We start from the raw sequence: 23,886 nt of genomic DNA, 5'->3' as shown, positions 1-23,886 counted from the left end.
GCTATCGCGCGGCGGGGACGGACGGCTCCACGGACGTGCTCGCGCCGGGCGCGGACACGGCAGGAGAGGCGCCCGGCTCGGAGGGGGGCTCCTCGGTGGGCTGGGCGGTGTCGGCGGGGCCCGGCGGCTGCGCGGGGTCCGACGGCACTCCGGTCACCTTGACCACGCGGCGGAACAATGCCTTCTCGGCCTCCCGCGCGGCCAGGCCGAGCATGATGAAGTCGTCCTTCTCCCCCGGCTCCGCCCCGTCGGCACGGCCGATCCAGGTCACCCCGAGGTAGTGCCCCAGGACGTAGGCGTTCGCCTCGCTGTAGGCGCCGAACTTCGCCCGCGACGACTCCAGCGGCTGCACCCAGGCGCCCCGGTAGAGCGACTCCATCGACTTCGCCAGCGACTGGGCCGCCGTGGCGTCCGTGAGGTTGAACAGGGTGTACTGCGTGACGTACATCCCGTCGGCGGTGGCGTACAGGCCGCGGACGGCCTGACCGCATCCGGCCTCGGCCAGGGCCTCGCTGAGGTCGGCGCCCCACACGGCGCCCGCGCAGGCCTGGTCCAGACGGCTGGCCAGTCTGCGCAGCGTGACCTTCCCGGCCGTGAGCGTCCGCGCGCCGAACACCTCCTGGACGGTCAGCGGCGCGGTGTCGGCCTTCCTGTCGGCAATCGGGGCCAGTTCCTTGAGGGACGGCCAGGACTGGAAGGACGCGGGCAGGCCCTCCCCCGGCACCTCGCCCGACCCCTGCGCCGACTGCGACTGCCCGCCCCCGATCGCGTTGACCACCAGCGTCAGCACCAGGGCGATCGCCAGCACTCCCCCAGCGGTGACCGACCACACGACCACACGCTGCTGCCGGTCGTCCAGCCCCAGATCGGCGAGGGCGGCCCCGGTCCGCCCCTCGGCCTGCGCGGACGAGCGGCGCTTACGCTTGGTCATAGACCGCCGGTTCCAATCAGCGAGCCCAGGCCCCAGGTCAGCGCCGCAGCCACGGCCCCCACCAGGAGCTGGCGCAGGCCGCTGAACCACCAGCTGCGGGCCGTCACCCGGGAGACCACGGCGCCCGCGGCGAACAGCGCCACCATCGACACCGCGGCGGAGATCCACAGCCCCCGCACGCCCAGCAGGTAGGGCAGGAGCGGGACCAGCGCGCCGAGGCTGAACGACAGGAACGACGACACGGCGGCCAGCACGGGCGAGGGCAGGTCGTCGGGGTCCACGCCCAGCTCGGCCCGCGTGTGGACCGCCAGGGCCTCCTCCGGGTTCCGGGAGATCTGCCGGGCGACCTCTCTGGCGGTCTCCGGGTCCACACCCCGTTGCTCGTACATCCGGGCGAGCTCGGCCTCCTCGGCCTCGGGGTGCCGCTCCAGCTCCCGGCGCTCGACGGCGATCTCCGCCTGGGCGAGCTCGCGCTGGCTGGCGACCGACACGTACTCGCCGCCCGCCATGGAGAACGCTCCGGCGGCCAGGCCGGCGATGCCGGCGAGGGCGACGATCCTGGTCTCCGCGGTGCCGCCGGCGACACCCGCGATCAGCGCGAAGTTGGAGACCAGCCCGTCCATCGCGCCGAAGACCGCGGGGCGTAACCAGCCGCCGGTGACGTCCCGGTGCTCGTGGTGAATCTCGGCCCGCGCCCCCGTCGTGGCCCCCGTCATCGCTGGCCGGCCTCTGGTTCCACCGCCGCGCCGTCGCTCGCCGCGCCCGCTCTCGCGGTCGCCGCCGGTGTGCCGGAACCCGGCTCGCCGTCCGGTGGGGGCGGATCGCCGGCGCCGCCTGGCGTCTCCCGGTCCTCCCGCTCGTCGTCGCGCAGGAGTTCCGGCTCGTCGGCCTGGTCCCGCCCGTGGCCGGGGTCGGCCTGGTCCCCCCCATGGGCGAGGTCGCCGTTGACCGCGCCGGTGTCTCCGGCCTGCACGCCCAGCGGCTCCTCGCCCTTGCGATTGCGGGCCAGCCACAGGTACGCCAGGGCGCACAGGAAGATGACGACCGAGGTCCACTGGTTCAGCCGCAGGCCGAGGATGTGGTGGGCGGGGTCCACCCGCAGCCCCTCGATCCAGAACCGGCCGAGCGTGTAGCCCGCGACGTACAGCGCGAACACCCGGCCGTGCCGCAGGCTGAACCGGCGGGCGGCCAGGATCAGCACACCGGCGAGCGCGAGGTCCCACAGCGACTCGTACAGGAACGCCGGGTGGTAGGTGGTCGCGCCGGGGATGGTTCCCGGGCGGCCCGGCTCGATCTCCAGGCCCCACGGGAGGCTCGTGGGGCCGCCGAACAGCTCCTGGTTGAAGTAGTTGCCCCACCGGCCGATGGCCTGGGCCACGGCGACGCCGGGGGCGAGGGTGTCGGCGATGGCGGTGAAGGAGATGCCGCGCCGGCGGCAGGCGATCCAGACGCCGAGCGCGCCGAGGGCGATCGCGCCCCAGATGCCGAGGCCGCCCTCCCAGATGAACAGCGCGTCGATCGGCCGCTTGGGCGCATCCGAGCCGAAGTAGATCTGCCAGTCGGTGATGACGTGATAAAGGCGTCCGCCGACAAGGCCGAACGGCACGGCCCAGACCGCGAGGTCGGTGATCGTCCCGGGGGCGCCGCCACGGGCGCGCCAGCGGCGTTCGCCGATCCAGACGGCGACGATGACGCCGAGCACGATGCACAACGCATACGCGCGGATCGGGATCGGTCCGAGATTCCAGACCCCCTGTGACGGGCTGGGAATCGAGGCGAGGAGGGGCATGTAACGTGACGTTACCGCAAGAGAGGGCGGGCCCGGAGCGAGGCGCGGACAACCGTCCCGCGACCTGCGCCGACCACTCGCCGCACCGCGCTCAGGGCCCGGCGGAGGGTGCCCCGCGGAGGGCGGCCAGGTGCGCGGCGAGGTCCCCCAGGCCCGGATACTCGCAGCGTCAGAGCTGCTCGCGCACGCCCGCCTCGCGCGCCAGCCCCTTCGTCTGGTCGCGCAGGCCGCCCCGGACCGCCGTACGGGCCCGGCCGAGGCGGGCCACGGGGAGGAGCGCGTGCCCGTGCGCGTCCTCCAGCTCGAACGCCAGGGCGGCGTAGTAGGCGACGACCGCGAGCACCAGACCGGCGACGCCCGCCGTAGTCCTCCATTCCGCGGACGCGGTGAGCTCGTAGACACCGGTGATCGCGAACCTGGCGGCGGACATCCCCATCACGGCGGCGGCCACCAGCTTGGGCAGGCCCGCGAGGGCCGGGACGAGCATCGCCGCGGCGGCCGTGAGCAGGACGACGCCCAGCGCCGCGCTGGTGGTGCCGGAACCGGAGGTGAGCGTGACGCCGCCGATCACCGCCCACGTGCCGGAAAGGACGCCCATCGCGGCCCCGGCCACCGAATCGCGGGGGCTCATCGCCCCGGCGGCACCGGCATCGGCCGCCGCCCGGTCACGAGCGGTTGTCCGGCTCTTGGGTGCGGCTGTCGAACTCGGTGTGGCCGTTCGGGCACTTCGGAATCGTGTCGCCCTCGCGGACCGGCACCTTCTCCCCGCAGACGGCGCAGTGGAAGACGCCGGTCTTGCGGGCCTTCTCACCGGTGTGGGCGGGCACGGCGCCTCCTCGCTCAGCTCATCGCGGCGGAACCGCTCGTGGCGGGCGCGGGCGGGACTCCGGTCGAACCGGCCCCTCCTTCACCCTGTGCGGAGCTCGTGACATCGCGCTCGATACCCCCGTGACGGGAGAACCACGCGGCCCTTTCCCGACTCTTGGCCGGCGCGGGACGGGCGCAGGCCGGGCGCGGGACGGCCCACCGGTGGGCCGTCCCGCGGGAGGTCACTTGCCGGCCTTCTCCACCGCGTCGCGCAGCGAGCTCGGCGCGAAGGCGACGTTGGTGTCGAGTTCCTTGCCGTCGAGCTTGACGGTCGGTGTGCCGCTCAGCTTCTGCGCGCTCATGGTCTGCGCGGAGAACTGCTGGTGCGCGGCGACGTTGCGCTGCTGCCGTACGCAGTTGTCGAAGTCCTCGGCGGTGACGCCGGCCTGCTTGCCCCACTTGATCAGCTCGTCGGCGCTGAACCCGGACACGGTCTCGCTCGGCTGGTTCTTGTAGAGCGCGTCATGGAACGCCAGCCACTGCCGGCCGTCGGTGATGCAGCGGGCGGCGGAGGCCGCGCGCAGCGAGTTGCCCTTGGTCGGCTCCTCCGTGAAGATCGTGATCGGGTGATACACGACCTTGGCCTTGCCCTCGGCGGCCAGGTTCTTCAGCGTCGAGCCGCTGGTCTCCTCGAACTGCTTGCACGCGGGGCACTGGAAGTCCTCGAACACGTCGACCACGGGCTTGGTCACGCCGGAATTGGCCATCACGACCGTTCCGTCCTTCTCCACGGTGACGGGAGCGGCGTTCCCCGAGGCCTCCTCCGCGCTTCCCTGCCGCACCGACCACACCGTGAAGGCGACGGCGATCACGGCGATCACGGCGATGGTGACGATCATCGTGATGCGCTTGCGCTGCTCCTGCTTGCGCAAGGTCTCCCGCTGGGCCGCGATCCGGGCCCTGGCCGCCTCACTCGTCCGCTTGCTCACGAAGCTTCCCCCCTGGCTGTCTTCTCGGCGACGTTCCGCGGTCGTCCGCGGTCACGCACCGTCGTCCTCCCCGCCGTCCGAGTCGTCCTCGTCCGCCGTTTCCCGCTCCCCCGTGAAGCCCAGCGCGGAGTCCAGCGACAGGCGGCCCGCCGGTCTGACCACGATCCACGCCGCGCAGACCAGCAGCCCGAGGTCGCGCATCAGCTCCCAGAAGTAGTTGGGGTCCTGTCCCGCGGCGAGCGTGCCGTCGCCGCCGAAGCAGCCGCAGTCGATGCGCAGCCCCCTGGCCCAGGCGGACGCGATGCCGATGACGAACGCCACCATCAGCACCCCGCCGACGATCGCCACCGCCCGCGTGAACAGGCCGACGAGCAGCAACAGGCCCGTGATGATCTCCAGGACGGGCAGGCCGTACCCCACCACCTGCGCGACGGAGTCCGGCAGGAGCTGGTAGGCCCGCACCGCCTGCACCGACAACGCGGGCGCTCCGATCTTGAGCGCCCCAGCGACGATCAGTACAGCGGCGAGCACGACCCGTGCGGCGGTCGTGACCCAGGAGAGCACGGGTTTCGCGGGCTGTAACCGTTCGGACACCGAGGCGCCGGATGCCAACTGAACCATGAGTCTCCTCGCCCGGTAGGCAACACCGACTGAACAGTACCGGGACTCAACCTCACCATGTGCTGGATAAGAGCATGGTAAGCCGCCTCATCTCGCCTGCTCACGGCGCATGTACGGGAAGGAACCCCCAGGGCGCCTCAGCGTCGGACACCCCGGGCTAGTTCGGACGCGAGCTCACGTACCGCCGCGAGACCGGACTTCTCGTCGGGAGCGTCGAGCAGGCGCCGGATGAAGGCGGACCCGACGATGACGCCGTCGGCGTACGCCGCGACCTCGGCGGCCTGAGCGCCGTTCCCGACGCCGAGCCCGACGCAGACGGGCAGCGGCGTGTTCGCCTTGGTCCGCTTGACCAGACCCTCCGCCGCCGCGCCGACGGTCTCCCTGGCGCCGGTCACGCCCATCAGCGAGGCCGCGTAGACGAAGCCCGTGCAGCAGGCGGCGACCCGGGCGATCCGCTCGTCCGGCGAGCTGGGCGCGACGAGGAAGACCGTGTCGATGCCGGCCTCCTTGCTCGCGGCGAGCCAGGGCTCGGACTCCTCAGGCGTCAGGTCCGGCGTGATGGTCCCGACGCCGCCCGCCGAGGCGAGGTCGCGGGCGAAGCGCTCGGCGCCGTAGCGGTCGATCGGGTTCCAGTACGTCATGACCAGCGTCGCGGCCCCCGACTTCGCCACGCCCTCGACGGTGCGCAGCACGTCGGCGATGCGGGTGCCGTTGATCAGCGACCGGTGCACGGCGTCCTGGATGGTCGGGCCGTCCATGAGCGGATCGGAGTACGGCAGGCCGATCTCGATCACGTCGCAGCCGGCCTCGACCATCGCGGTCGCGGCGGCGACCGCGCCGTCCTTGGTCGGGAACCCGGCCGGGAGGTAGCCGACCAGCGCGGCCCTGTCCTCGGCGCGGGCCTTGTCGAACACCGCGTGGAGTGTCGTCATCGGGATGCCCTATCGATGCTGATCAGAGGTTGAAGTACTTCATGGCGGTGCCCATGTCCTTGTCACCGCGGCCCGACAGATTCACCAGGATGACGGCGTCCGGGCCGAGCTCGCGGCCCAGCCGCAGCGCGCCCGCGAGCGCGTGCGAGGACTCGATGGCCGGGATGATGCCCTCGGTGCGGGCGAGCAGGGCGAAGGCCTGCATGGCCTCCTCGTCGGTCACGCCCTCGTAGGTGGCCCGGCCGGTGTCCTTCAGCCACGCGTGCTCCGGGCCCACGCCGGGGTAGTCGAGGCCGGCCGAGATCGAGTGCGACTCGATCGTCTGGCCCTCCTCGTCCTGGAGGACGTAGGTGCGCGCGCCGTGCAGCACGCCGACGCTGCCCTCGGTCAGGGTCAGCGCGTGCTCGCCGGACTCCAAGCCCCGGCCGCCGGCCTCGTAGCCGTACAGCCGGACGCCCTCGTCCTCGATGAAGGCGTGGAAGACGCCGATGGCGTTCGAGCCGCCGCCGACGGCGGCGCAGACCGCGTCCGGCAGCTTGCCGGTGAGCTCCAGCATCTGACGGCGGGCCTCGACGCCGATGATCCGGGCGAAGTCCCGCACGATCTCCGGGAACGGGTGCGGACCGGCGACGGTGCCGAACAGGTAGTGGGTGTGGTCGACGTTGGTGACCCAGTCGCGGAACGCCTCGTTGATGGCGTCCTTGAGGGTCTGGCTGCCGTTGGTGACCGGCACGACCGTCGCGCCGAGGAGCTTCATCCTGGCGACGTTGAGCGCCTGGCGCTCGCAGTCGACCGCGCCCATGTAGATGACGCACTCCAGGCCCATGAGCGCCGCGGCGGTGGCGGTGGCGACGCCGTGCTGGCCCGCCCCGGTCTCCGCGATGACGCGCCGCTTGCCCAGCCGCTTGGTCAGCAGCGCCTGGCCGAGCACGTTGTTGATCTTGTGCGCGCCCGTGTGGGTCAGGTCCTCGCGCTTGAGCACGATCCGCGCGCCGCCCGCGTGCTCGGCGAAGCGCGGCACCTCGGTCAGCGTCGTGGGACGGCCTGCGTAGGTGCGCAGCAGATGGTCGAACTCGCGCAGGAAGTCCAGGTCGGTCTTGGCCTTCTCGTACTCCGCGGCGACCTCGTCGAGGGCCGGGATGAGCGCCTCCGGCACGTATCTGCCGCCGAACCTGCCGAACTTGCCGTGGACGTCCGGGTCGTTTCCGTGGACCCCGTTGCCGGCCAGGTCGGCGGAGGTGAGGATGGTCCCCTCCGTCGCGGTCACGCGGCCTCCTTCCGCTGCGCTGTCGTTCACGAGTGCCTCTCGGAGCCGGTGTCCTGCCGGGAGGCCGGGTGGGCGCCCGCGGTCACGAGATCGTTGACCGCCGCCTTGGGGTCCCTGCCGGTGACCAGGCTCTCGCCCACCAGCACGGCGTCCGCCCCCGCCCGCGCGTACGCGAGCAGGTCGTGGGGGCCGCGCACTCCGGACTCGGCCACCTTGATGACGCCGTCCGGCACCTTGGGCGCGAGCGTGGCGAACACCTCGCGATCCACCTCAAGCGTCTTGAGGTCGCGGGCGTTCACCCCGATGATCTTCGCTCCGGCGTCGACCGCGCGGACCAGCTCCTCCTCGGTGTGCACCTCGACGAGCGGGGCGAGCCCGATCGACTCGGCCCGCTCGATCAGCGAGACGAGCGCCTCCTGGTCGAGGGCGGCCACGATGAGCAGGGCGAGGTCCGCACCGTGCGCCCTGGCCTCCCACAGCTGGTAGGAGGTGACGATGAAATCCTTGCGCAGGACGGGGATGTCCACGACCGCGCGCACGGCCGCGAGGTCGGCGAGCGTCCCGCCGAACCTGCGCTGCTCCGTCAGCACGCTGATGACGTGGGCGCCGCCCTCCTCGTAGTCCGCCGCGAGGGCGGCGGGGTCGGCGATGGCGGCGAGCGCCCCCTTGGAGGGGCTCGACCGCTTCACCTCCGCGATGACCGACACCCGGTCGCCGCCGAGCGCGGCGTAGGCGTCCCGGGGCTCGGGTGCACGGGCGGCGAGCCGCTTGAGCTCCTCGATCGGCACGTTGCGCTGCCGCTCCTCGAGGTCCTCCCGCACGCCCAGGATGATGTCCTCAAGAACACTCACGCGTCCTCCTCGCCTTCGGCTCGGAGCTCGCGCGATTTGCCTGTCCGCTCGCTCACGCGTAAGGGTCCCTCCGGTCGGCTGCTCTGCGTGTCCTGCCCTGCGATGGTATCGGCCCGTCTCGCGTCGATCCGCCACCGGGTCGATTCACGGTGCGAGGAGTTGCCCGAGAGGCGTATTACGCACCACCGTGAAGACGGCCGCGACGACGAGGAGTCCCCACAGGTATGCGGGGCGCGCGATGTCCGGGCGCGTGGGCCGTCCCTGCCATGATCGTAACGCCCAGCGCGCCCACAACGTGATAACGACAGGAACGCAGAAGACAAAGAGCAGGTTCATCCGCGCCGCCCCGGCGAGGTCGGCGTGGGCGAGGTCGTGCACGGCGCGCAGCGCCCCGCACCCGGGGCAGTACAGGCCGCTCAGGTAATAGAGGGGGCAGACGGGGTAGTGACCCGGCTCGTGCGGGTCGACCACCGCCAGGAAGGTCACCGCCGCGGTCAGAGCGGCCGCGGCGCCGAACGGCGCGCGCAGCGACCACACCCGGTCCCACCCGCGCCGTCCGGTCACTTCCATGGAGGTCAGCCTAACGCGGGGCGCGCACGACCACCGTGCCGACGATCTTGTCGGCGAAGGTCTGCCGCTTGGCGTCCCAGAGCGGCCACAGGTAGCCGACGTAGCAGGGCAGGCCGTCCACGATGTGGCAGATGCCCCGGACGACGGCCATGCCGAAGCCGATGTACTCGCCGGTCTGCTCCTTGACCGTCTGGATGCCGACGACCTTCTTGCCCACCGTCTGGCCGGTCGTGCCCTCCTTGTGCTTCAGCCACAGGGCGAGGCCGATGCACACGACGAGGGCCACGAGGGAGAGCAACAGGCCGATGCCGAAGCCGGAGCCGACCTGGCCGGTCTCCTGGTCCACCGAGCCCGCGCTCAGGGCGCTGCCGATGATGCTCAGAATCCAGGTGGGGACGCCGACGATGAGGCCGTCGATCAGCGTGGCGCCGACGCGCAGGCCCCAGTGCGCGAGCTCGGGAGCCGGGTATCCGCCGTACTGATTGCCGTACTGATTGCCGTACTGACCGCCGTACTGGTCACCGGCGGGCGGGGCCGGGTAGGAGCCCTGCGGCGGCGGATAACCGCCGCCCTGCGGGTAGCCCCCCTGGGGAGGCGGCGGGTAGCCACCCTGAGGCGGGGGGTAGCCACCCTGAGGGCCGGGCTGGTTCTGGGGGTTACCACCCGGGTTGTAGCCCGGATCGTTGCCGTACGTCATGTGGTGCTCCTGCGTGAGTGGGGAAAAGGAGTCTCGGATCTTCTTCAGCGCGATGAGACCGGAGACGACCCCGAGGATCCGCGGAGCACCGTATGGGGACGGGCCGGGGACGCCGGGGAGGAGCGACGCGACGACCATGCCGTTTCCGCCGGCGCCGGTGGGTGACCGGTGCCGGTGCGGACCGGCCGGAGCGGGTGGCGATGGCCGCCGGAGGCCGGAGGCCGGTCACTCCGGCCGGACGGGTGGCCGTGGCCGCCCGTGCCGCCCGGCCGACTCCCGTGGCTCATTCGGTCTCCTGTGCGGTGATCAGATGTCGGCGCGAAGCCTATCGGCAGCAGGGCGGCCAGTCCGGGCCATAATCCGCTTTGTGGATGATTTGTAATCTGAGCCGGGAACGGTCCAACTCGCGCGGGAGGACTCCCCCGCCGGCGCACCGTTACGCGGTGGTCCTCTACGCGGTGGGGTCCTCGCCCTCGTCGATCGCGTCCCACATCGCCCTGTCGGCGTCCTTCACCCGGGTGGCGCCGCTCGTGCCCGCGCGCCCGGCCCCCCGCTCGTACCTGCTCGACATGCCGGGCCAGCGCACGCTCAGGGCCGCCGCCGCCACGCCCGCCCCGGCGAGGACGAGCCCGCCCACGGCGGCCAGCACCGGCCAGACCCAGGCGCGCGACTGCACCGAGATGTGACCGGAGGACGTCACCGCGGTCGTCATGTGCCGCGCGGCCACGGAGGCGATCGTCGCGCCCCGCGTGCCGTCCCACGCCCCGGCCGCCACCGCCGCGCCGAGGAGGGCGACCACCACGCTCGTCACCCGCCGCGCGACCGCCCTGGTCGCCAGCACGGCCAGCACCGCGGCGAGCGCGGCCAGCGCCGCGGGAGTGAGCCACGCGACCAGGTCGTTGCCGGTGAGGGAGCCGCCGCCCGCTCCCGCGGGGCTGTCCGCCGTGCCGAGCGTGACCCACACGCGGCCCGCGGCCAGCAGCGCGAGGCCACCTCCGACGGCGCAGGCGGCCAGCCAGGCGAGCAGCGTGCGCCGGGCCGTACTCGCCTGGTCGCGGGCGGGCGCCGGAGCGGTCACGGCGCGCCGATCACGTCGAGGACGTCGGCGTCGAAGCAGGTGCGGTCGCCGGTGTGGCAGGCCGCCCCCACCTGGTCGACCTTGAGCAGGATCGTGTCGCCGTCGCAGTCGAGCGCCACGTGCCTGACCCACTGCACGTGGCCGGAGGTGTCGCCCTTCACCCAGTACTCCCCGCGGCTGCGGGACCAGTAGGTCGCCCGGCCGCTGGTGAGCGTGCGGTGCAGCGCCTCGTCGTCCATCCAGGCGAGCATGAGCACCTCGCCGGTGTCGTGCTGCTGGACGATCGCGGGCACCAGGCCGTCCGGCGTGCGCTTCAGCCGGTCGGCGATCTTGGGGTCGAGGGCCATGAGGCCAATTGTGCCGCAGGCCCCGGCCGCCACCGCCGCCGCTACCCCGTCTCCCCGCTGCGCACCCAGCCTCCCCGCCGCCGCTCCCCTGCCTCCCCCGCCGCCGTTATGGGGGCCCGCCCGGCCGGCGTGGTCACCAGCGACGACGGCAGGTCGCCCACCCGGCGCACGGCGTGCTCCCGTCGGCGACGTCGCTGACGTCCCACGTCGGTGACGTTCAATGTCACCGACGGGAGGTTCAGCGGGCGGTGGTGGCGGTGGTCCAGGACGCGTAGAGGTCGGCGTACACGCCGGGCTGCTCGACCAGGACGGCGTGCGGGCCGCGCTGGACGATCCGGCCGTGCTCGAACACCACGACCTCGTCGGCCGCCTGGGCGGTGGACAGGCGGTGGGCGATCGAGATGGCCGTACGACCGCGGGTGACGCCGTCGAGGGCGCGGGCGAGGCGCACCTCGGTGGCGGGGTCGACGGCGGAGGTGGCCTCGTCGAGCAGCAGCAGGTCGGGGTCGGCGAGGTAGGCGCGGGCGAGCGCGACGAGCTGCCGCTCCCCGGCCGACAGGGACTCGCCCCGCTGTCCGACCGGGGTGTCCAGCCCGGCGGGCAGGCCGTCGAGCCAGTCGGCCAGGCCGAGCTCGGTCAGCGCCCGGGTGATCTCCTCCCGGGTCGCCGCGGGCCGTCCGAAGCGGATGTTGTCCTCAAGCGTCGAGTCGAACAGGAACCCGTCCTGCGGGACCATGACGATCCGCTCCCTGAGCGAGGAGAAGCCGACCGTGCGCAGGTCGATCCCGTCCACGAGGATCCGGCCGGAGGTCGGGTCCATGAGCCGGGTGAGCAGCTTGGCGAAGGTCGTCTTGCCCGAGCCGGTCTCCCCCACCACCGCGACCCGGGTGCGCGGCGGGATCTCGGCCGACACGTCGTGGAGGACGGGCGGGCCGCCGGGGTAGGCGAAGCCCACGCCGTCGAAGCGGACCGAGATCGGGCCGCGCGGCAGCACGGCGCCGTTCTCCGGGTCGGCCACGTCGGCCGGGGTGTCGAGCACGCCCAGGATGCGCCGCCATCCGGCGATGGCGTTCTGCGCATCGTTCAGCACCTCGGTCGCGGTCTGCAGCGGGCTGATGAACAGCGTGATCAGGAACAGGAACGCGATGAGCCGCCCCGCCGTGATCGAGCCGGACACGCCCAGCCCGGCCCCCGCCACGACCACCAGCGCGACCGTGATCGAGGCGATCAGCTCGGTGGCCGGGAACGTGAACCCGACGATCTTCTGCGCCCGGGTCTGCGCCGCGCGCATCCCGTCCACCGCCGTGTCGATCCGCTCGGCCGTGCGGTCCTCCGAGCCGTACGCCCGGATCACCGCGCTGCCGACGACCGACTCGCTGACGGCGGCGAGGACGTCGCCGGCCCGCTCGCGCACCCGGGTGTACGCCTTGGCCACCAGCCGCTGGAACCGGGGCAGGGCCAGCACCAGCGGCAGGAAGCAGGCCCACACGATCAGCGTGAGCTGCCAGGAGTAGACGGCCATGAGCACGGTCGCCACCACCAGCTGACCGGCGGACACGATGACCATGAGCCCGCCCCACTGCATGAACGTGCTGATCTGGTCGACGTCGCCGGTCACCCGGGAGACCAGGCCGCCGCGCCGCTCGGTGTTCTGCGTCAGCACCGACAGGTCGTGCACGTGGCGGAAGCCCTTGCCGCGCAGGGCCGCCAGGCCCGACTCGGTGGAGCGGTAGAGCCGGACGTTCATCAGGTAGCCGCACAGCGCGGTCAGCACGACGGCGAGCGCGCACAGGGCCACGGCGTTCCGGATGAACGGCAGGTCGGGCTCGCCCGGGCCCAGGCCGCGGTCGATCACCTGTTGCACGGCGATCGGTACGACGACCTTGCCCAGTGTCGCCAGCACGGCCAGCACGAGCGTCCCGGCGAGCCCGCGGCGGAACTCCGGCGACAGCCGCAGGCCCTGCCTGAGCGTCTCCAGGGCGCCCCGGTCGGCCGACCGCAGGGACGAGGTCTCCCCTGCGGCCGTGTCGGTCACGGCGGTCACCGCGTCACACTCCTCGTCAAGGGCTTCGGGCCGTGCGTCATGCGACGACCTCCTCATCGGTGTCGAGCGCGGCCCGCTCGGCCTCCTCGCGCTCGTAGGCGGTGACGAGGTCGCGGTAGCCCGCGCAGCGGACCAGCAGCTCCTCGTGCGTGCCGTGGTCGGCGATCACGCCCTGCTCCAGGTAGACGACCTCGTCGGCCAGCGCGATCGTCGCCATCCGGTAGGCGACCACGATCACCGTGGCCTCGGCGGCGCCGTCGCGCAGGCCGTACAGGATGCGCTTTTCGACCTGCGGGTCGACGCTGGAGGTGGCGTCGTCGAGGATGAGCAGCCGGGGCTCGCGCACGACCGCGCGGGCCAGCGCGAGACGCTGGCGCTGGCCTCCCGACAGCGTGGCGCCGCGCTCGCCGATCTGGGTGTCCAGGCCGGACGGCAGCGCGCTGACGAAGCCGTCGGCCTGCGCGAGCCGCAGCGCGGCCCAGACCCGCTCGTCCGGGACCTGCCCGCCGAGCGCGATGTTGCCCCGCACGGTGTCGTCGAACAGGAACGTCTGCTGCGGGACGAGCGCCACCGCGGCGCTCACCTCGCCCTTGGCAACCTCGCGCAGGTCGACGCCGTCGACGCGCACGACGCCCTCGCCGGGGTCGATCAGGCGCGCGAGCAGCTGGGTGAGCGTCGACTTGCCCGCCCCGGTCGGCCCGACGAGCGCGATCGTGCGGCCCGGCGCGACGGCGAGGCCCACGTCCCTCAGCACCGGGCTCCCCGGCACGTACGCGTAGGAGACACCCTCGGCCTCCACCCGGGCAGGCCCGGGGGCGTCCAGGCGGGCGGTGCCGTACTCCATGGAGCCGGTGGCGTCGAGGACGTCCCTGATCCGCGTCCAGCCGACGACGCTGCGCGGCAGCTCGGCCAGCACCCAGCCGAGCGCCCGTACGGGGAAGGCGAGAAGGGTGAACAGGTAGGCGACCTGGATCAGGTCGCCGGCGGCGACGCCGCCCGACTCCAGCCGCAGCGACCCGACGAGCAGCACGGCGAGCACGCCCAGTGTGGGCAGCGCCTCAAGCAGGGGGTCGAACAGCCCGCGGACGCGGCCGACGGCGACGTTCGCGTCCCGCAGCGCGTCGGCCTTCGCCTGGAACCGCGCGGTCTCCGCGTCCTCCCGGCCGAGGGTCTTGACGACGAGCGCGCCGTCGAAGCTCTCGTGCGCGACCTCGCTCACCTCGGCCCGCAGCTGCTGGGCCCGCATCGCGAGGGGTGAGAGCCTGCGCTGGTAGACCAGGTTGAGCACGGCCACGGCCGGGAAGATCAGGAAACCGACGACGGCGAGCACCGGGTCGACCAGCACGATCGCCACGGCGGCCGTCACGAGCATCACGACCACGCCCACCGCCATCGGCAGCGGGGCGAGCGGCCCCCAGGCCGCCTCGACGTCGGAGTTGGCGTTGGACAGCAGCTGCCCGGTCGGGTGACGGTGGTGCCAGGCGAGGGGCAGCCGCAGATACTGCCGGGTGACGGCGCGGCGGGAATGGGCCTGCATGCGGTACTGGTGGATCCCGGCCATGATGCGCCGCCCCATGATCCCCGCGGCCTTGAGCACCGCCACGCCCACGATCAGCAGGGCCGCCACGGTCAGCGCGCCGGTGCTCGCCGCGCCGTCCGCGAACGCGGGCAGCACCGCGTTGTCGGTCGCCCAGCCGAGCGCCCAGGAGGCGGCGACGGTCATCCCGCCGTAAAGGGCGCTGGCGAGGACCGCGCCGGTGAAGATCCTCGGCTCGGTTCTGATCGACACGCCGATGACCTTGAGACCCTGGAGCATGACTGAGCTGCCGGGCCGCGCGGGGGACTCCTTCGTCGGCACGCGGTGCGTTCCTTCCGATCGGGGGACCAACCGGGGCCGCTCCCTGCGAGCGCCCCGGAGGGGGACGTTACTCACTCGGGGACGCCACCGGATCGGTCACCGGACCGACGCCACCCAAGCCCTTGGTCCTAGTTACTCCCTATCATTCTGATCAACCGGTTTATTCCTCGGTGATGCGCGACCGCCGGTCCGGCCGGGATCACGGACGCATAGGCTGATCAGGTGACACACGCCCAGACGGAGCGCGCGGCGCTCTGCGACCTGCTCGACCGCCTCGGCCCCGGGGCGCCCACGCTGTGCGAGGGGTGGTCGACGGAGGATCTCGCCGCCCATCTCGTCCTGCGCGAGCGCAGGCTCGACGCCGCGCCCGGCATCGCGCTGCCTTTCCTGGCGGGCTACACCGCCTCCGTGCAGGACCGCATCACGCGGAGCCACCCCTATCCCGAGCTGGTCGGGCTCGTCCGTCACGGGCCCCCGCGCTGGACGCTGTACGGACTGGTCCCCCGCCTGGACCAGATCGTCAACACGATAGAGCTCTTCGTCCACCACGAGGACGTGCGCCGGGCGCAGGCCGGCTGGGAGCCCCGAGTCATCCCGCGGGACCTGCAGGAGGCGTTCTGGAGCCGGCTGCGCGGCGGCGCCCGGCTCTTCCTGCGCAAGGCTCCGGTGGGGGTCGTGCTCCGCCGTCCGGACGGGGCCAAGGCCGCCGGGCGGATGGCGGAGCCCGCCGTGGTGGTCACCGGTGAACCGTCGGAGCTGCTGATGTTCGCGTTCGGACGGCAGGAGCACGCCCGGGTGACGTACGACGGAGACGCCGCGGCGGTCGCCCGGCTCCAGGAGGCCCGATTGGGGCCATGAGAACGAAGTCGTGAGAGTTGTCCGGAATCCTCCACGTAAAGGCCGTGCAATGGGGCAGCATGAGACCGGAGCACGATGTGTAGGAGCGTTTGGGAGCCCGGATGAACCTCAAAAAGGTCCTGACCTACCTGGCCATCGCGTTCGTGATCTTTTATTTGTTCACGCAGCCCGCGAACGCCGCCGACGCGGTCAAGAACCTGTTCGGGGGCATCGGCACGGGAGCCGAACGCCTGTCCGCGTTCTTCACCTCGCTCGTTTCGGGCTGAGCCCGGCCCATTGCGGGCCGGACCTCGGCCGTTCCCGGCCGAGCCCCGCCCATCCGGGCTGAGCCCTGTTCATCCGAGCCGAATCCTGCCCATTCACGCCAGATCCTGCCCATTTCGGGGCGAACCCGGTGCATTCGGGCTTTTCCGCGTTCTTTCCGGCCTCGGCTTCGGCCTCGGCCGCGCTCTTTCTGGCCGTGGCCCGCGGTGTCCCGGCAGGCCCGCCCGGACTCCCCGGCGCGCCGCGAGAAGCCCGCCCATCCCGCCGTCTCACGATGAGGGCGGAACGGCCTCATGTCCTCTCGGCTAGTTATGATCAACACTGCCGCCGGGTACAAACAACCGGGATACCGATTGCAGGAGGCCCCCCGATGAAGGTGAAGAAGGTTCTTACGTACGCGGCCATCGCGTTCGTGGTCTTCTACCTCTACAGCCAGCCGCACGCGGCGGCAGGCGCCGTGCGAGGCGTTTTCGACACCGTCAACACCGGAGCCAGCCGACTGGCGACCTTCTTCACCTCGGTCCTGAGTTGAGGCCGCGGACCGCCCGGCCCCGCTCTCCCTCAGGCAACCCCGACCACGACGACCCCAGGCGGCGACCGACGACCGCCGGACCGCGCTGACAGTCAGAGCCACGGCTCTGCGCGCACAGGCCGGCAGGGCATCCGCCCTTGCTCCGCCGGCCTCTCCTTTCGCATCCCTACGCAACCGGCGACCGCCGCACCCCCCACGGCCGGCACCTCTGCCCCCGCATCCCATTCCCACACCCGCGCGCCCCCGGGGCTCCGGTGGCGAGAGCGGGCGCGCGGCGACCCCGCTACCCGCGCTGCCGGTGCTCCGTGAGCTCGTACTCCACGAACGCCCCGATCATCGCCCGCCAGACGGCCTCGGCTACCTCCGGAGACAACCCCTCGCGCTCCGCGCGTTCCCGCGCCGCGGTCACGACCCGCTCCACCCGGTCCGGAGCCCGCACGGCCTGCTCGTCCGTCTTGAAAGCGGCCGCGGCGCGCACGAGACGCTGGCGCTCGGCCAGCAGCGTCGTCAGGCGGGCGTCGAGCTCGTCGATCCGGCGGCGGACGTCGTCGAGCGAGGTGGGGCCGGACACATGTTCCTCCGCGTGGCGAGACGATGATCACCGGCCACTCTAGGGCTCGTGGGGGGAGAGTCCGTACATCCGCTCCCCCGGGCCCTCGCGGCCCTGGCCCTCGCGCCCCTGACAGACGCTCGCGATAAAAGGCCCCACAACGGCCTATGCCGGTTTTCGCCCACTATCGCCCTATTTGGGGTGATTGGTATGGACGGTTGTGTGATGTCCGGCCGACCATTGAGTAGCGCGGACTCCGAGCGCCGCACTATTCATTGACGGACAGGAGACAGCTATGCGTGCCAAGCGTTTCCCGAGCCTGCTGGGCCTGGCGTTCCTCGCCGCCGTCGGCCTCGCGGCGGCCCAGCCGGCCCACGACGCCTCCGCGGCCACGACCTGCTGGGGCGACAACGGGTGTGGCCACGGCGGCTTCCAGGGACAGTGGCAGTACCAGTCGATGGCGTCCTCCTCGCTCGGCACCGGCCCGGACGCCTACCCCACGGCGATCGTCGACATCGACTGAGGACCCACCGGCCGGGGGCCGGATCCCGGCCCCCGGCGGGCGCTCAGCGGACCGGGTGACCGGCCGCGCGCAGCGTGTCCTTGACCTCGTGGATCTTGAGCTGGCCGAAGTGGAAGACCGAGGCGGCCAGCACGGCGTCCGCCCCGGCGTCCACCGCGGGCGGGAAGTCCTCCAGCCGCCCGGCGCCGCCGGAGGCGATCAGCGGAACGCTCACCGCCGCCCGTACGGCCCGCAGCATCTCCAGGTCGTATCCCGACTTGGTGCCGTCGCCGTCCATCGAGTTGAGCAGGATCTCCCCGACGCCGAGCTCCTGCCCGCGCCGGGCCCACTCCACCGCGTCGATGCCGGTCCCCCGGCGCCCGCCATGGGTCGTCACCTCGAACCCGGAGGGCGTGGGCGGCCCGTCGACCACCCGGCGCGCGTCCACCGACAGCACGATGCACTGCGACCCGAACCGGCGGGAGGTCTCGGTCAGCAGTTCCGGCCGGGCGATGGCCGCGGTGTTGATGCCGACCTTGTCGGCGCCGGCGCGCAGCAGCCGGTCCACGTCGTCGGCCGACCGCACGCCTCCGCCGACCGTCAGCGGGATGAACACCTGCTCGGCCGTGCGGCGCACCACGTCGAGCATGGTCTCGCGCTCGCCCGAGGAGGCGGTGATGTCGAGGAAGGTCAGCTCGTCGGCCCCCTCGGCGTCGTAACGCGCGGCCAGCTCGACGGGGTCGCCCGCGTCCCTGAGGTTCTCGAAGTTGACCCCCTTGACGACCCGGCCGGCGTCCACGTCAAGGCAGGGGATCACCCGCACCGCCACCGTCATCGCTCAGCCCTCGTCGTCGCCACGTTCCGCCGCCCGGTAGGCCTCGACCTCGACCTCGACCAGCATGCGCTCGTCGACCAGCCCGGTGATCTGCACGCTCGTGCAGGCGGGCCGCACGTCGCCGAAGATCTCACCGTGGGCTCTGCCCACCGCGTCGAAGTCGGCGGCGTTCACCACGTACAGGCGGGTCCGCACCACGTCGGCCCGGGTGATCCCGGCCTTCTCGACGGCGTCCAGCGCGATGGAGAAGGCGGTGAGCGTCTGCTGGTAGGCGTCACCCACATGCTGGACCTCACCGCCCACGGTGGCGGTGCAGCCGGACACGAGCACGTGCGGCCCGGCTACGACCGCGCGGGCGTAGCCGTAACGGTCTTCCCAGGGGCCGCCGGAGGAGATCCGCCCTTCGGGCATCGGAGTGCTCATGCCACCGTCACCGCCGCGAGCGCCTCTTCCAGCGTGAACGCCTGGGCGTACAGCGCCTTGCCCACGATGGCGCCCTCGACGCCGTCCGGCACGAGCGTGGCGATCGCTCGCAGGTCGTCCAGTGAGGACACCCCGCCGCTGGCGACGACCGGGCGGTCGGTCCGCGCGCAGACCTCGCGCAGCAGGTCGAGATTGGGACCGCGAAGCGTGCCGTCCTTGGTGACGTCGGTGACGACGTAGCGCGGGCAGCCCTGCGACTCCAGCCGGTCGAGCACCTCCCACAGGTCGCCGCCCTCCTGGGTCCAGCCGCGGGCGGCCAGCGTCGTGCCGCGCACGTCGAGCCCCACCGCGATGCGATCCCCGTGCTCGGCGATCGCCTTGGCGCACCACTCCGGGTTCTCCAGCGCGGCGGTGCCGATGTTGACCCGGCGGCAGCCGGTGCTCAGCGCGGCCTCAAGCGAGGCGTCGTCGCGGATCCCACCGGACAGCTCCACGTTCACGTCGAGCGCGCCGACGACGGAGGCGAGCAGCTCGCGGTTGTTCCCCCGGCCGAACGCCGCGTCGAGGTCGACCAGGTGGACCCACTCCGCGCCCGCCTTCTGCCAGGCCAGGGCGGCGGCGAGCGGATCCCCGTACGAGGTCTCCGTCCCCGCCTCACCCTGCACGAGGCGGACGGCTTGGCCGTCGGCGACGTCGACGGCTGGGAGCAATACGAGCGACATTTGGTCATGACCTCCGGTCGAAAACGATGGTGACGAGCACCGGGAGAAGCAGGATCGAACCGAGGAACACGCCCAGGCGGGCCATCCACGAGTCGAGCAGAATCCAGGCGAGCGCCTGGACCAGGAACCACAGCACGACGGCGACGGCGTTCTCCGTGCGGCGGCGGCGGGCGAGATACCCCCGCTGCCGGGCCACCCGCACCGGCCTGGCCGGCCGCGGCAGCACCGCGGCCACGGCTCCGGTGACGGGCCCGACGAGCCGTGCGCGCATCTCGCGCCGCCTGGCGGCCCTCGCGTCGCGCTCGGCCCGGGCCGCCGCGAGGCGTTCGCGCTCGGCTTCGCGCTCCGCCCTCCGGCGGGCCCGTTCCTTGCTCATCGGGCCTCCCGCTCAGGTCCGGTCACGGCCTGGACGGCCGCAGGCGCCGCGGCCCCGATCGAGGGAACACCGTGTCCACGAGCGGGAACACCGCGCCCTCGGAGAGGGACGCGTGCCCACGGGTGGAAGCCGTCGCGTGCCGCAGGTTCCCAGTGTCGCACCGCTGCCTCGAGATTTCGCGTGCCGGACACGCTCACAACGTGCTCAGCCAGTTGGACAGCAGCACGGCCCCGGCGTCCCCGGACTTCTCGGGGTGGAACTGGGTGGCCATGAGAGGACCGTTCTCGACGGCGGCCACGAAGGGCGCGCCGTGCTCGGCCCAGGTCACCAGCGGCCGGCGGAAGCCGTCGCCGGCCTCCAGCCGCCAATCGCGCACGCCGTAGGAGTGGACGAAATAGAAGCGCGTCCCCTCCTCCAGGCCGCGGAACAGCACGCCGCCCTCGGGCGCGGTCACGGTGTTCCACCCCATGTGGGGCAGCACGGGCGCGTCGAGCCGCTCGACCACGCCCGGCCACTCGCCGCAGCCCTCGGTGTGGACGCCGTGCTCGACGCCCTTCTCGAACAGGATCTGCATGCCGACGCAGATCCCCAGCACCGGGCGCCCGCCGGCCAGGCGGCGGCCGACGATCTGGTCGCCGCGCACCGCCTTCAGCCCCTCCATGCACGCGGCGAACGCCCCGACACCGGGGACGACGAGCCCGTCCGCGCCGAGGGCCGCGTCGAAGTCGGCGGTGACGGTGACGTCCGCCCCCACCCGGGCCAGCGCCCGCTCGGCCGAGCGGAGGTTGCCCGAGCCGTAGTCGAGCACGACCACGCGCTTGCTCATTGCCACCACATCACTCCCGCGGTGATCGCCGCGGCGGCCCCGACGCCGGCGAGCGCCGCCAGTAGCTTGAGGCCCTGCCGGATGCCCGAGATGACCCCGCCGATCAGGAAGAGGCCGATGAAGATCATCCCGCCGGACGCCAGAGTCATCAGAGCACTCCCTTGGTGCTGGGCACGCCGGTCGCCCGGGGGTCCCGCTCCGACGCCGCGCGCAACGCCCGCGCGAGCGCCTTGAACTGCGCCTCCACGATGTGGTGGGCGTTGCGCCCGTACGGCACGTGCACGTGGAGGCAGACCGCCGCCTGCGCGACGAACGACTCCAGAATGTGCCGGGTCATGGTGGTGTCGTAGTCGGGCCCGATCATCGGGGCCATGCCCTCGGGCTCGGTGTGGACGAGGTACGGCCGGCCGGACAGGTCCACCGTGACCTGCGCGAGCGCCTCGTCCAGGGGGCAGGAGGCGCTGCCGAACCGCCGGATGCCCGACTTGTCGCCCAGGGCCTCGCGGAACGCCGCGCCGAGCGCGATCGAGGTGTCCTCGATCGTGTGGTGGGCGTCGATGTGCAGGTCCCCCTCGGTCTTCACGGTCAGGTCGAACAGGCCGTGCTTGCCGAGCTGGGCGAGCATGTGGTCGTAGAATCCGACGCCGGTGGACACCTCGACGATCCCGGTGCCGTCGAGGCCCACCTCGACCAGCACCGACGTCTCCTTCGTCGTGCGCTCGACGCGGCCGCGGCGCTCGTTGAGCTCGGTCATGCGAGGACCCCTTCCAGCGCGGCGCGGAACGCCGCCATCTCTTCCGGCGTGCCGATCGACACGCGCAGCCAGCCGGCGGGGCCGGTCTCCCGGATCAGCACCCCGCGATCGAGCAGTCCCTCCCACACGGACCGCCGGTCCGCAAACGTACCGAACAGCACGAAGTTGGCGTCGGAGTCGGCGGCCGCCAGGCCATGCCCCCGCAGCCAGTCCACGGTGGCGTCCCGCTCGGCGCGCAGCGCGTCCACCGCGCCCAGCAGTTCCTCGCGGTGCGCCAGCGCCACCCGGGCCGCCGCCTGGGTCAGCGTGGACAGGTGGTAGGGCAGGCGGACCAGCAGCATGGCGTCGACCACCGCCGGGTCGGCGGCGAGGTAGCCGAGCCGGGTGCCGGCCATCGCGAACGCCTTGGACATGGTGCGCGTCACGATCAGCCGGGGGTTGCCGGGCAGCAGCGTCAGCGCCGACGACGTGCCCGCGCGGGCGAACTCGGCGTACGCCTCGTCCACCACGACCATGCCGGGCGCGGCGGCGAGGATCCGCTCGATGACCTCCAGCGGCAGGGCCGTGCCGGTCGGGTTGTTCGGCGAGGTCAGGAACACCACGTCGGGGCGGTGCTCCTCGATCGCGGCCACGGCCGCGCCGGGGTCGATCGCGAAGTCCTCCCCCCGCAGGCCCTCGATCCAGCGGGTGTTCGTGCCGCCCGTGATGATCGGATGCATGGAGTACGACGGCTCGAACCCGATCGCCGAGCGGCCGGGGCCGCCGAACGCCTGGAGGATCTGCTGGATGATCTCGTTGGAGCCGTTGGCCGCCCACAGCTGGCGTGCCGTCAGCCCGTGGCCGAGGTAGTCGGCGAGATCCTTGCGCAGCTCGACGGCGTCCCTGTCGGGGTAGCGGTTCAGCGTCGCCGCGCCCTGCCGCACGGCGCGGGCGAGATCGTCGATCAGCGCGGCCGACGGAGGGTAGGGGTTCTCGTTGGTGTTGAGCTGCACCGGCACGTCGAGCTGCGGCGCGCCGTAGGGCTGTTTGCCGCGCAGGTCGTCGCGGATCGGCAGGTCGTCGAGCGTCGTCATGCGGGCACTTCCCAGTCGAAGCGGGCGCGGATCGCGGCGCCGTGGGCGGGCAGGTCCTCGGCGTCGGCGAGCGCGCACACGTGCGGTGCGGCCCCGGCCAGCGCCTCGCGGCTGTAGTCCACCACGTGGATGCCGCGCAGGAACGTCTGCACCGACAGTCCCGAGGAGTGGCAGGCGCAGCCGCCGGTCGGCAGCACGTGGTTGGAGCCCGCCATGTAGTCGCCGAGCGACACCGGCGCGTACGGCCCGACGAAGATCGCACCGGCGTTGCGCACCCGGGCGGCGACCGCGCGGGCGTCGGCCGTCTGGATCTCCAGGTGCTCGGCGGCGTAGGCGTCCACGACCTTCAGCCCGTCCTCGACGTCCGAGACGAGCACGATGCCCGACTGACGGCCGGCGAGCGCCTCGGTGATCCGCTCGCCGTGCCGGGTCGCGGCCACCTGGCCGGGCAGTTCCTTCTCCACCGCGTCGGCCAGCTCCACGCTCGTGGTGACCAGCACGGAGGCGGCGATGACGTCGTGCTCGGCCTGGCTGATCAGGTCGGCCGCGACGTGCACGGGGTCGGCGGTCTCGTCGGCGAGGACCGCGATCTCGGTGGGCCCGGCCTCGGAGTCGATGCCGATGCGGCCCTTGAGCAGGCGCTTGGCCGCGGCCACCCAGATGTTGCCGGGGCCGGTCACCATCGTGGCCGGGGGGCACTCCTCGGTGCCGTAGGCGAACATCGCCACGGCCTGGGCGCCGCCCACGGCGTACACCTCGTCGACGCCGAGCAGCGCGCAGGCCGCGAGGATGGTGGGGTGCGGCAGGCCGCCGAACTCCTTCTGCGGAGGCGAGGAGACGGCCAGCGAGGGCACGCCCGCCTCCTGGGCGGGCACCACGTTCATGACCACGCTGGAGGGATAGACGGCCCGGCCGCCGGGGACGTACAGCCCCACGCGGTCGACCGGCACCCAGCGCTCGGTGACCGTGCCGCCCGGCACGACCTGCGTCGTGGTGTCGGTGCGCCGCTGGTCGCGGTGGACCAGCCGGGCGCGGCGGATCGACTCCTCCAGCGCCGCGCGCACGGCCGGGTCCAGCTCCTCCAGGGCGCGGGTGAGGGCCTGCGCAGGCACCCGGGCGGACTCCAGCTCGACGCCGTCGAATCTCGCGGTCAGCTCCCGTACGGCTGCCGCGCCACGATGGCGTACGTCCTCACAGATGGGCCGCACCTTCTCCAGGGCGGCCTCGACGTCGAGTTCGGCGCGGGGCAGCACGTCGCGCAGGTCGGCGGGAAGGGACCCGCGCAGGTCGATACGGGAAATCACGGTCCCAGTCTACGGACGGCCGGGGACGGACCAGCGGGTGTCCAGCATTCGGGACGGGCGTTTCACCGGTGCGCACACCACTCCGG

At 72.6% G+C, this 23,886-nt stretch carries 31 protein-coding genes; 4 read left to right on the top strand and 27 right to left on the bottom strand.

Features of this window, described 5'->3' with window-relative positions; all coding sequences use genetic code 11:
- Position 1 precedes the first annotated feature (1 nt).
- The 17 genes from FLX07_RS07060 to FLX07_RS06980 form a co-directional block, all read right to left on the bottom strand.
- Complete coding sequence (locus FLX07_RS07060) at positions 2-931, bottom strand: hypothetical protein (RefSeq protein WP_142568708.1); 930 nt, start codon at positions 929-931, stop codon at positions 2-4.
- A complete protein-coding gene (locus FLX07_RS07055; protein WP_142568706.1) occupies positions 928-1,647 on the bottom strand; it encodes a VIT1/CCC1 transporter family protein in 720 nt (239 codons plus the stop codon). The genes FLX07_RS07060 and FLX07_RS07055 overlap by 4 nt, the downstream gene beginning before the upstream one ends.
- Positions 1,644-2,720: a prolipoprotein diacylglyceryl transferase gene (gene lgt / locus FLX07_RS07050; protein WP_223852706.1), complete on the bottom strand. Its 1,077-nt coding sequence runs from the start codon at positions 2,718-2,720 to the stop codon at positions 1,644-1,646. The genes FLX07_RS07055 and lgt overlap by 4 nt, the downstream gene beginning before the upstream one ends.
- A gap of 169 nt (positions 2,721-2,889) precedes the next feature.
- The gene (locus tag FLX07_RS07045; protein ID WP_142568704.1) at positions 2,890-3,351 is read right to left on the bottom strand and encodes a hypothetical protein; all 462 of its coding nucleotides are present in this window, start codon (positions 3,349-3,351) and stop codon (positions 2,890-2,892) included.
- Between the two features lie 34 nt (positions 3,352-3,385).
- Positions 3,386-3,547: a zinc ribbon-containing protein gene (locus tag FLX07_RS07040; protein WP_142568702.1), complete on the bottom strand. Its 162-nt coding sequence runs from the start codon at positions 3,545-3,547 to the stop codon at positions 3,386-3,388.
- A 222-nt stretch (positions 3,548-3,769) separates the two neighbouring features.
- Positions 3,770-4,516 carry a DsbA family protein gene (locus FLX07_RS07035; RefSeq protein WP_229689646.1) on the bottom strand — a complete coding sequence of 249 codons (747 nt, stop codon included), beginning with the start codon at positions 4,514-4,516 and terminating at the stop codon, positions 3,770-3,772.
- A gap of 51 nt (positions 4,517-4,567) precedes the next feature.
- A complete protein-coding gene (locus tag FLX07_RS07030; protein WP_142568700.1) occupies positions 4,568-5,137 on the bottom strand; it encodes a DoxX family protein in 570 nt (189 codons plus the stop codon).
- Between the two features lie 137 nt (positions 5,138-5,274).
- Positions 5,275-6,069 (bottom strand): tryptophan synthase subunit alpha, encoded by a 795-nt coding sequence (trpA, locus tag FLX07_RS07025; protein WP_142568698.1) that lies wholly within the window; start codon positions 6,067-6,069, stop codon positions 5,275-5,277.
- Positions 6,070-6,091: 22 nt separating this feature from the next.
- The gene (gene trpB / locus FLX07_RS07020; RefSeq protein WP_208762116.1) at positions 6,092-7,297 is read right to left on the bottom strand and encodes a tryptophan synthase subunit beta; all 1,206 of its coding nucleotides are present in this window, start codon (positions 7,295-7,297) and stop codon (positions 6,092-6,094) included.
- 65 nt (positions 7,298-7,362) lie between these two features.
- Positions 7,363-8,187, bottom strand: a complete 825-nt coding sequence (gene trpC, locus FLX07_RS07015; protein WP_142568694.1) for an indole-3-glycerol phosphate synthase TrpC — start codon at positions 8,185-8,187, stop codon at positions 7,363-7,365.
- A gap of 144 nt (positions 8,188-8,331) precedes the next feature.
- Positions 8,332-8,757: a DUF2752 domain-containing protein gene (locus tag FLX07_RS07010; protein WP_142568692.1), complete on the bottom strand. Its 426-nt coding sequence runs from the start codon at positions 8,755-8,757 to the stop codon at positions 8,332-8,334.
- A gap of 10 nt (positions 8,758-8,767) precedes the next feature.
- Positions 8,768-9,592, bottom strand: a complete 825-nt coding sequence (locus FLX07_RS07005) for an RDD family protein (RefSeq protein ID WP_208762102.1) — start codon at positions 9,590-9,592, stop codon at positions 8,768-8,770.
- A gap of 313 nt (positions 9,593-9,905) precedes the next feature.
- On the bottom strand, positions 9,906-10,532 hold the full coding sequence (locus tag FLX07_RS07000) for a Trp biosynthesis-associated membrane protein (protein ID WP_167748138.1): 627 nt from the start codon (positions 10,530-10,532) through the stop codon (positions 9,906-9,908).
- On the bottom strand, positions 10,529-10,879 hold the full coding sequence (hisI, locus tag FLX07_RS06995; RefSeq protein ID WP_142568688.1) for a phosphoribosyl-AMP cyclohydrolase: 351 nt from the start codon (positions 10,877-10,879) through the stop codon (positions 10,529-10,531). Before hisI ends, FLX07_RS07000 begins: the two co-directional genes overlap by 4 nt.
- Before the next feature lie 41 nt (positions 10,880-10,920).
- The gene (locus tag FLX07_RS06990; protein ID WP_142568686.1) at positions 10,921-11,106 is read right to left on the bottom strand and encodes a hypothetical protein; all 186 of its coding nucleotides are present in this window, start codon (positions 11,104-11,106) and stop codon (positions 10,921-10,923) included.
- An 11-nt stretch (positions 11,107-11,117) separates the two neighbouring features.
- A complete protein-coding gene (locus FLX07_RS06985; RefSeq protein WP_229689645.1) occupies positions 11,118-12,923 on the bottom strand; it encodes an ABC transporter ATP-binding protein in 1,806 nt (601 codons plus the stop codon).
- 37 nt (positions 12,924-12,960) lie between these two features.
- Positions 12,961-14,739: an ABC transporter ATP-binding protein gene (locus FLX07_RS06980; protein WP_142568963.1), complete on the bottom strand. Its 1,779-nt coding sequence runs from the start codon at positions 14,737-14,739 to the stop codon at positions 12,961-12,963.
- A gap of 264 nt (positions 14,740-15,003) precedes the next feature.
- On the opposite strand from FLX07_RS06980, the gene FLX07_RS06975 reads away from it, so the two are divergent.
- From FLX07_RS06975 to FLX07_RS36330, 3 genes are all read left to right on the top strand, one after another.
- Positions 15,004-15,639 carry a TIGR03085 family metal-binding protein gene (locus FLX07_RS06975; RefSeq protein WP_142568682.1) on the top strand — a complete coding sequence of 212 codons (636 nt, stop codon included), beginning with the start codon at positions 15,004-15,006 and terminating at the stop codon, positions 15,637-15,639.
- A gap of 101 nt (positions 15,640-15,740) precedes the next feature.
- Positions 15,741-15,905, top strand: a complete 165-nt coding sequence (locus FLX07_RS36335) for a hypothetical protein (RefSeq protein WP_167748137.1) — start codon at positions 15,741-15,743, stop codon at positions 15,903-15,905.
- Between the two features lie 368 nt (positions 15,906-16,273).
- On the top strand, positions 16,274-16,435 hold the full coding sequence (locus FLX07_RS36330) for a hypothetical protein (protein WP_167748136.1): 162 nt from the start codon (positions 16,274-16,276) through the stop codon (positions 16,433-16,435).
- A gap of 283 nt (positions 16,436-16,718) precedes the next feature.
- Here FLX07_RS36330 and FLX07_RS06970 read toward each other — a convergent pair whose 3' ends face one another.
- Positions 16,719-17,006, bottom strand: a complete 288-nt coding sequence (locus FLX07_RS06970) for a chorismate mutase (protein WP_079319720.1) — start codon at positions 17,004-17,006, stop codon at positions 16,719-16,721.
- Positions 17,007-17,280: 274 nt separating this feature from the next.
- Here FLX07_RS06970 and FLX07_RS06965 point away from each other — a divergent pair, with 274 nt between their 5' ends.
- Positions 17,281-17,508 (top strand): hypothetical protein, encoded by a 228-nt coding sequence (locus FLX07_RS06965; RefSeq protein ID WP_142568680.1) that lies wholly within the window; start codon positions 17,281-17,283, stop codon positions 17,506-17,508.
- A 43-nt stretch (positions 17,509-17,551) separates the two neighbouring features.
- On the opposite strand, the gene hisF is transcribed toward FLX07_RS06965, so the two are convergent.
- The 9 genes from hisF to hisD form a co-directional block, all read right to left on the bottom strand.
- Positions 17,552-18,322, bottom strand: a complete 771-nt coding sequence (gene hisF / locus FLX07_RS06960; protein ID WP_142568679.1) for an imidazole glycerol phosphate synthase subunit HisF — start codon at positions 18,320-18,322, stop codon at positions 17,552-17,554.
- A gap of 3 nt (positions 18,323-18,325) precedes the next feature.
- Positions 18,326-18,745, bottom strand: coding sequence for a RidA family protein (locus tag FLX07_RS06955; RefSeq protein ID WP_208762101.1), 420 nt, complete (start codon positions 18,743-18,745; stop codon positions 18,326-18,328).
- Positions 18,742-19,467 carry a bifunctional 1-(5-phosphoribosyl)-5-((5-phosphoribosylamino)methylideneamino)imidazole-4-carboxamide isomerase/phosphoribosylanthranilate isomerase PriA gene (gene priA, locus FLX07_RS06950; protein WP_142568677.1) on the bottom strand — a complete coding sequence of 242 codons (726 nt, stop codon included), beginning with the start codon at positions 19,465-19,467 and terminating at the stop codon, positions 18,742-18,744. The genes FLX07_RS06955 and priA overlap by 4 nt, the downstream gene beginning before the upstream one ends.
- Positions 19,468-19,471: 4 nt before the next feature.
- Positions 19,472-19,843, bottom strand: a complete 372-nt coding sequence (locus tag FLX07_RS06945) for a hypothetical protein (RefSeq protein WP_142568675.1) — start codon at positions 19,841-19,843, stop codon at positions 19,472-19,474.
- Positions 19,844-20,036: 193 nt separating this feature from the next.
- Positions 20,037-20,669, bottom strand: coding sequence for an imidazole glycerol phosphate synthase subunit HisH (gene hisH, locus FLX07_RS06940; RefSeq protein ID WP_142568673.1), 633 nt, complete (start codon positions 20,667-20,669; stop codon positions 20,037-20,039).
- Positions 20,666-20,818, bottom strand: coding sequence for a hypothetical protein (locus FLX07_RS36325; RefSeq protein ID WP_167748135.1), 153 nt, complete (start codon positions 20,816-20,818; stop codon positions 20,666-20,668). Before FLX07_RS36325 ends, hisH begins: the two co-directional genes overlap by 4 nt.
- Positions 20,818-21,423 carry an imidazoleglycerol-phosphate dehydratase HisB gene (gene hisB / locus FLX07_RS06935; RefSeq protein WP_142568671.1) on the bottom strand — a complete coding sequence of 202 codons (606 nt, stop codon included), beginning with the start codon at positions 21,421-21,423 and terminating at the stop codon, positions 20,818-20,820. Before hisB ends, FLX07_RS36325 begins: the two co-directional genes overlap by 1 nt.
- Positions 21,420-22,496 carry a histidinol-phosphate transaminase gene (locus tag FLX07_RS06930; protein ID WP_142568668.1) on the bottom strand — a complete coding sequence of 359 codons (1,077 nt, stop codon included), beginning with the start codon at positions 22,494-22,496 and terminating at the stop codon, positions 21,420-21,422. Before FLX07_RS06930 ends, hisB begins: the two co-directional genes overlap by 4 nt.
- Positions 22,493-23,800: a histidinol dehydrogenase gene (gene hisD, locus FLX07_RS06925; RefSeq protein ID WP_142568666.1), complete on the bottom strand. Its 1,308-nt coding sequence runs from the start codon at positions 23,798-23,800 to the stop codon at positions 22,493-22,495. The genes FLX07_RS06930 and hisD overlap by 4 nt, the downstream gene beginning before the upstream one ends.
- Between the last annotated feature and the right edge of the window lie 86 nt (positions 23,801-23,886).

The sequence above is a fragment of the Microbispora bryophytorum genome (genome assembly GCF_006874465.1).
Classification (GTDB): Bacteria; Actinomycetota; Actinomycetes; order Streptosporangiales; family Streptosporangiaceae; genus Microbispora; species Microbispora bryophytorum.
This window is presented reverse-complemented; position numbering and strand designations above follow the sequence as displayed.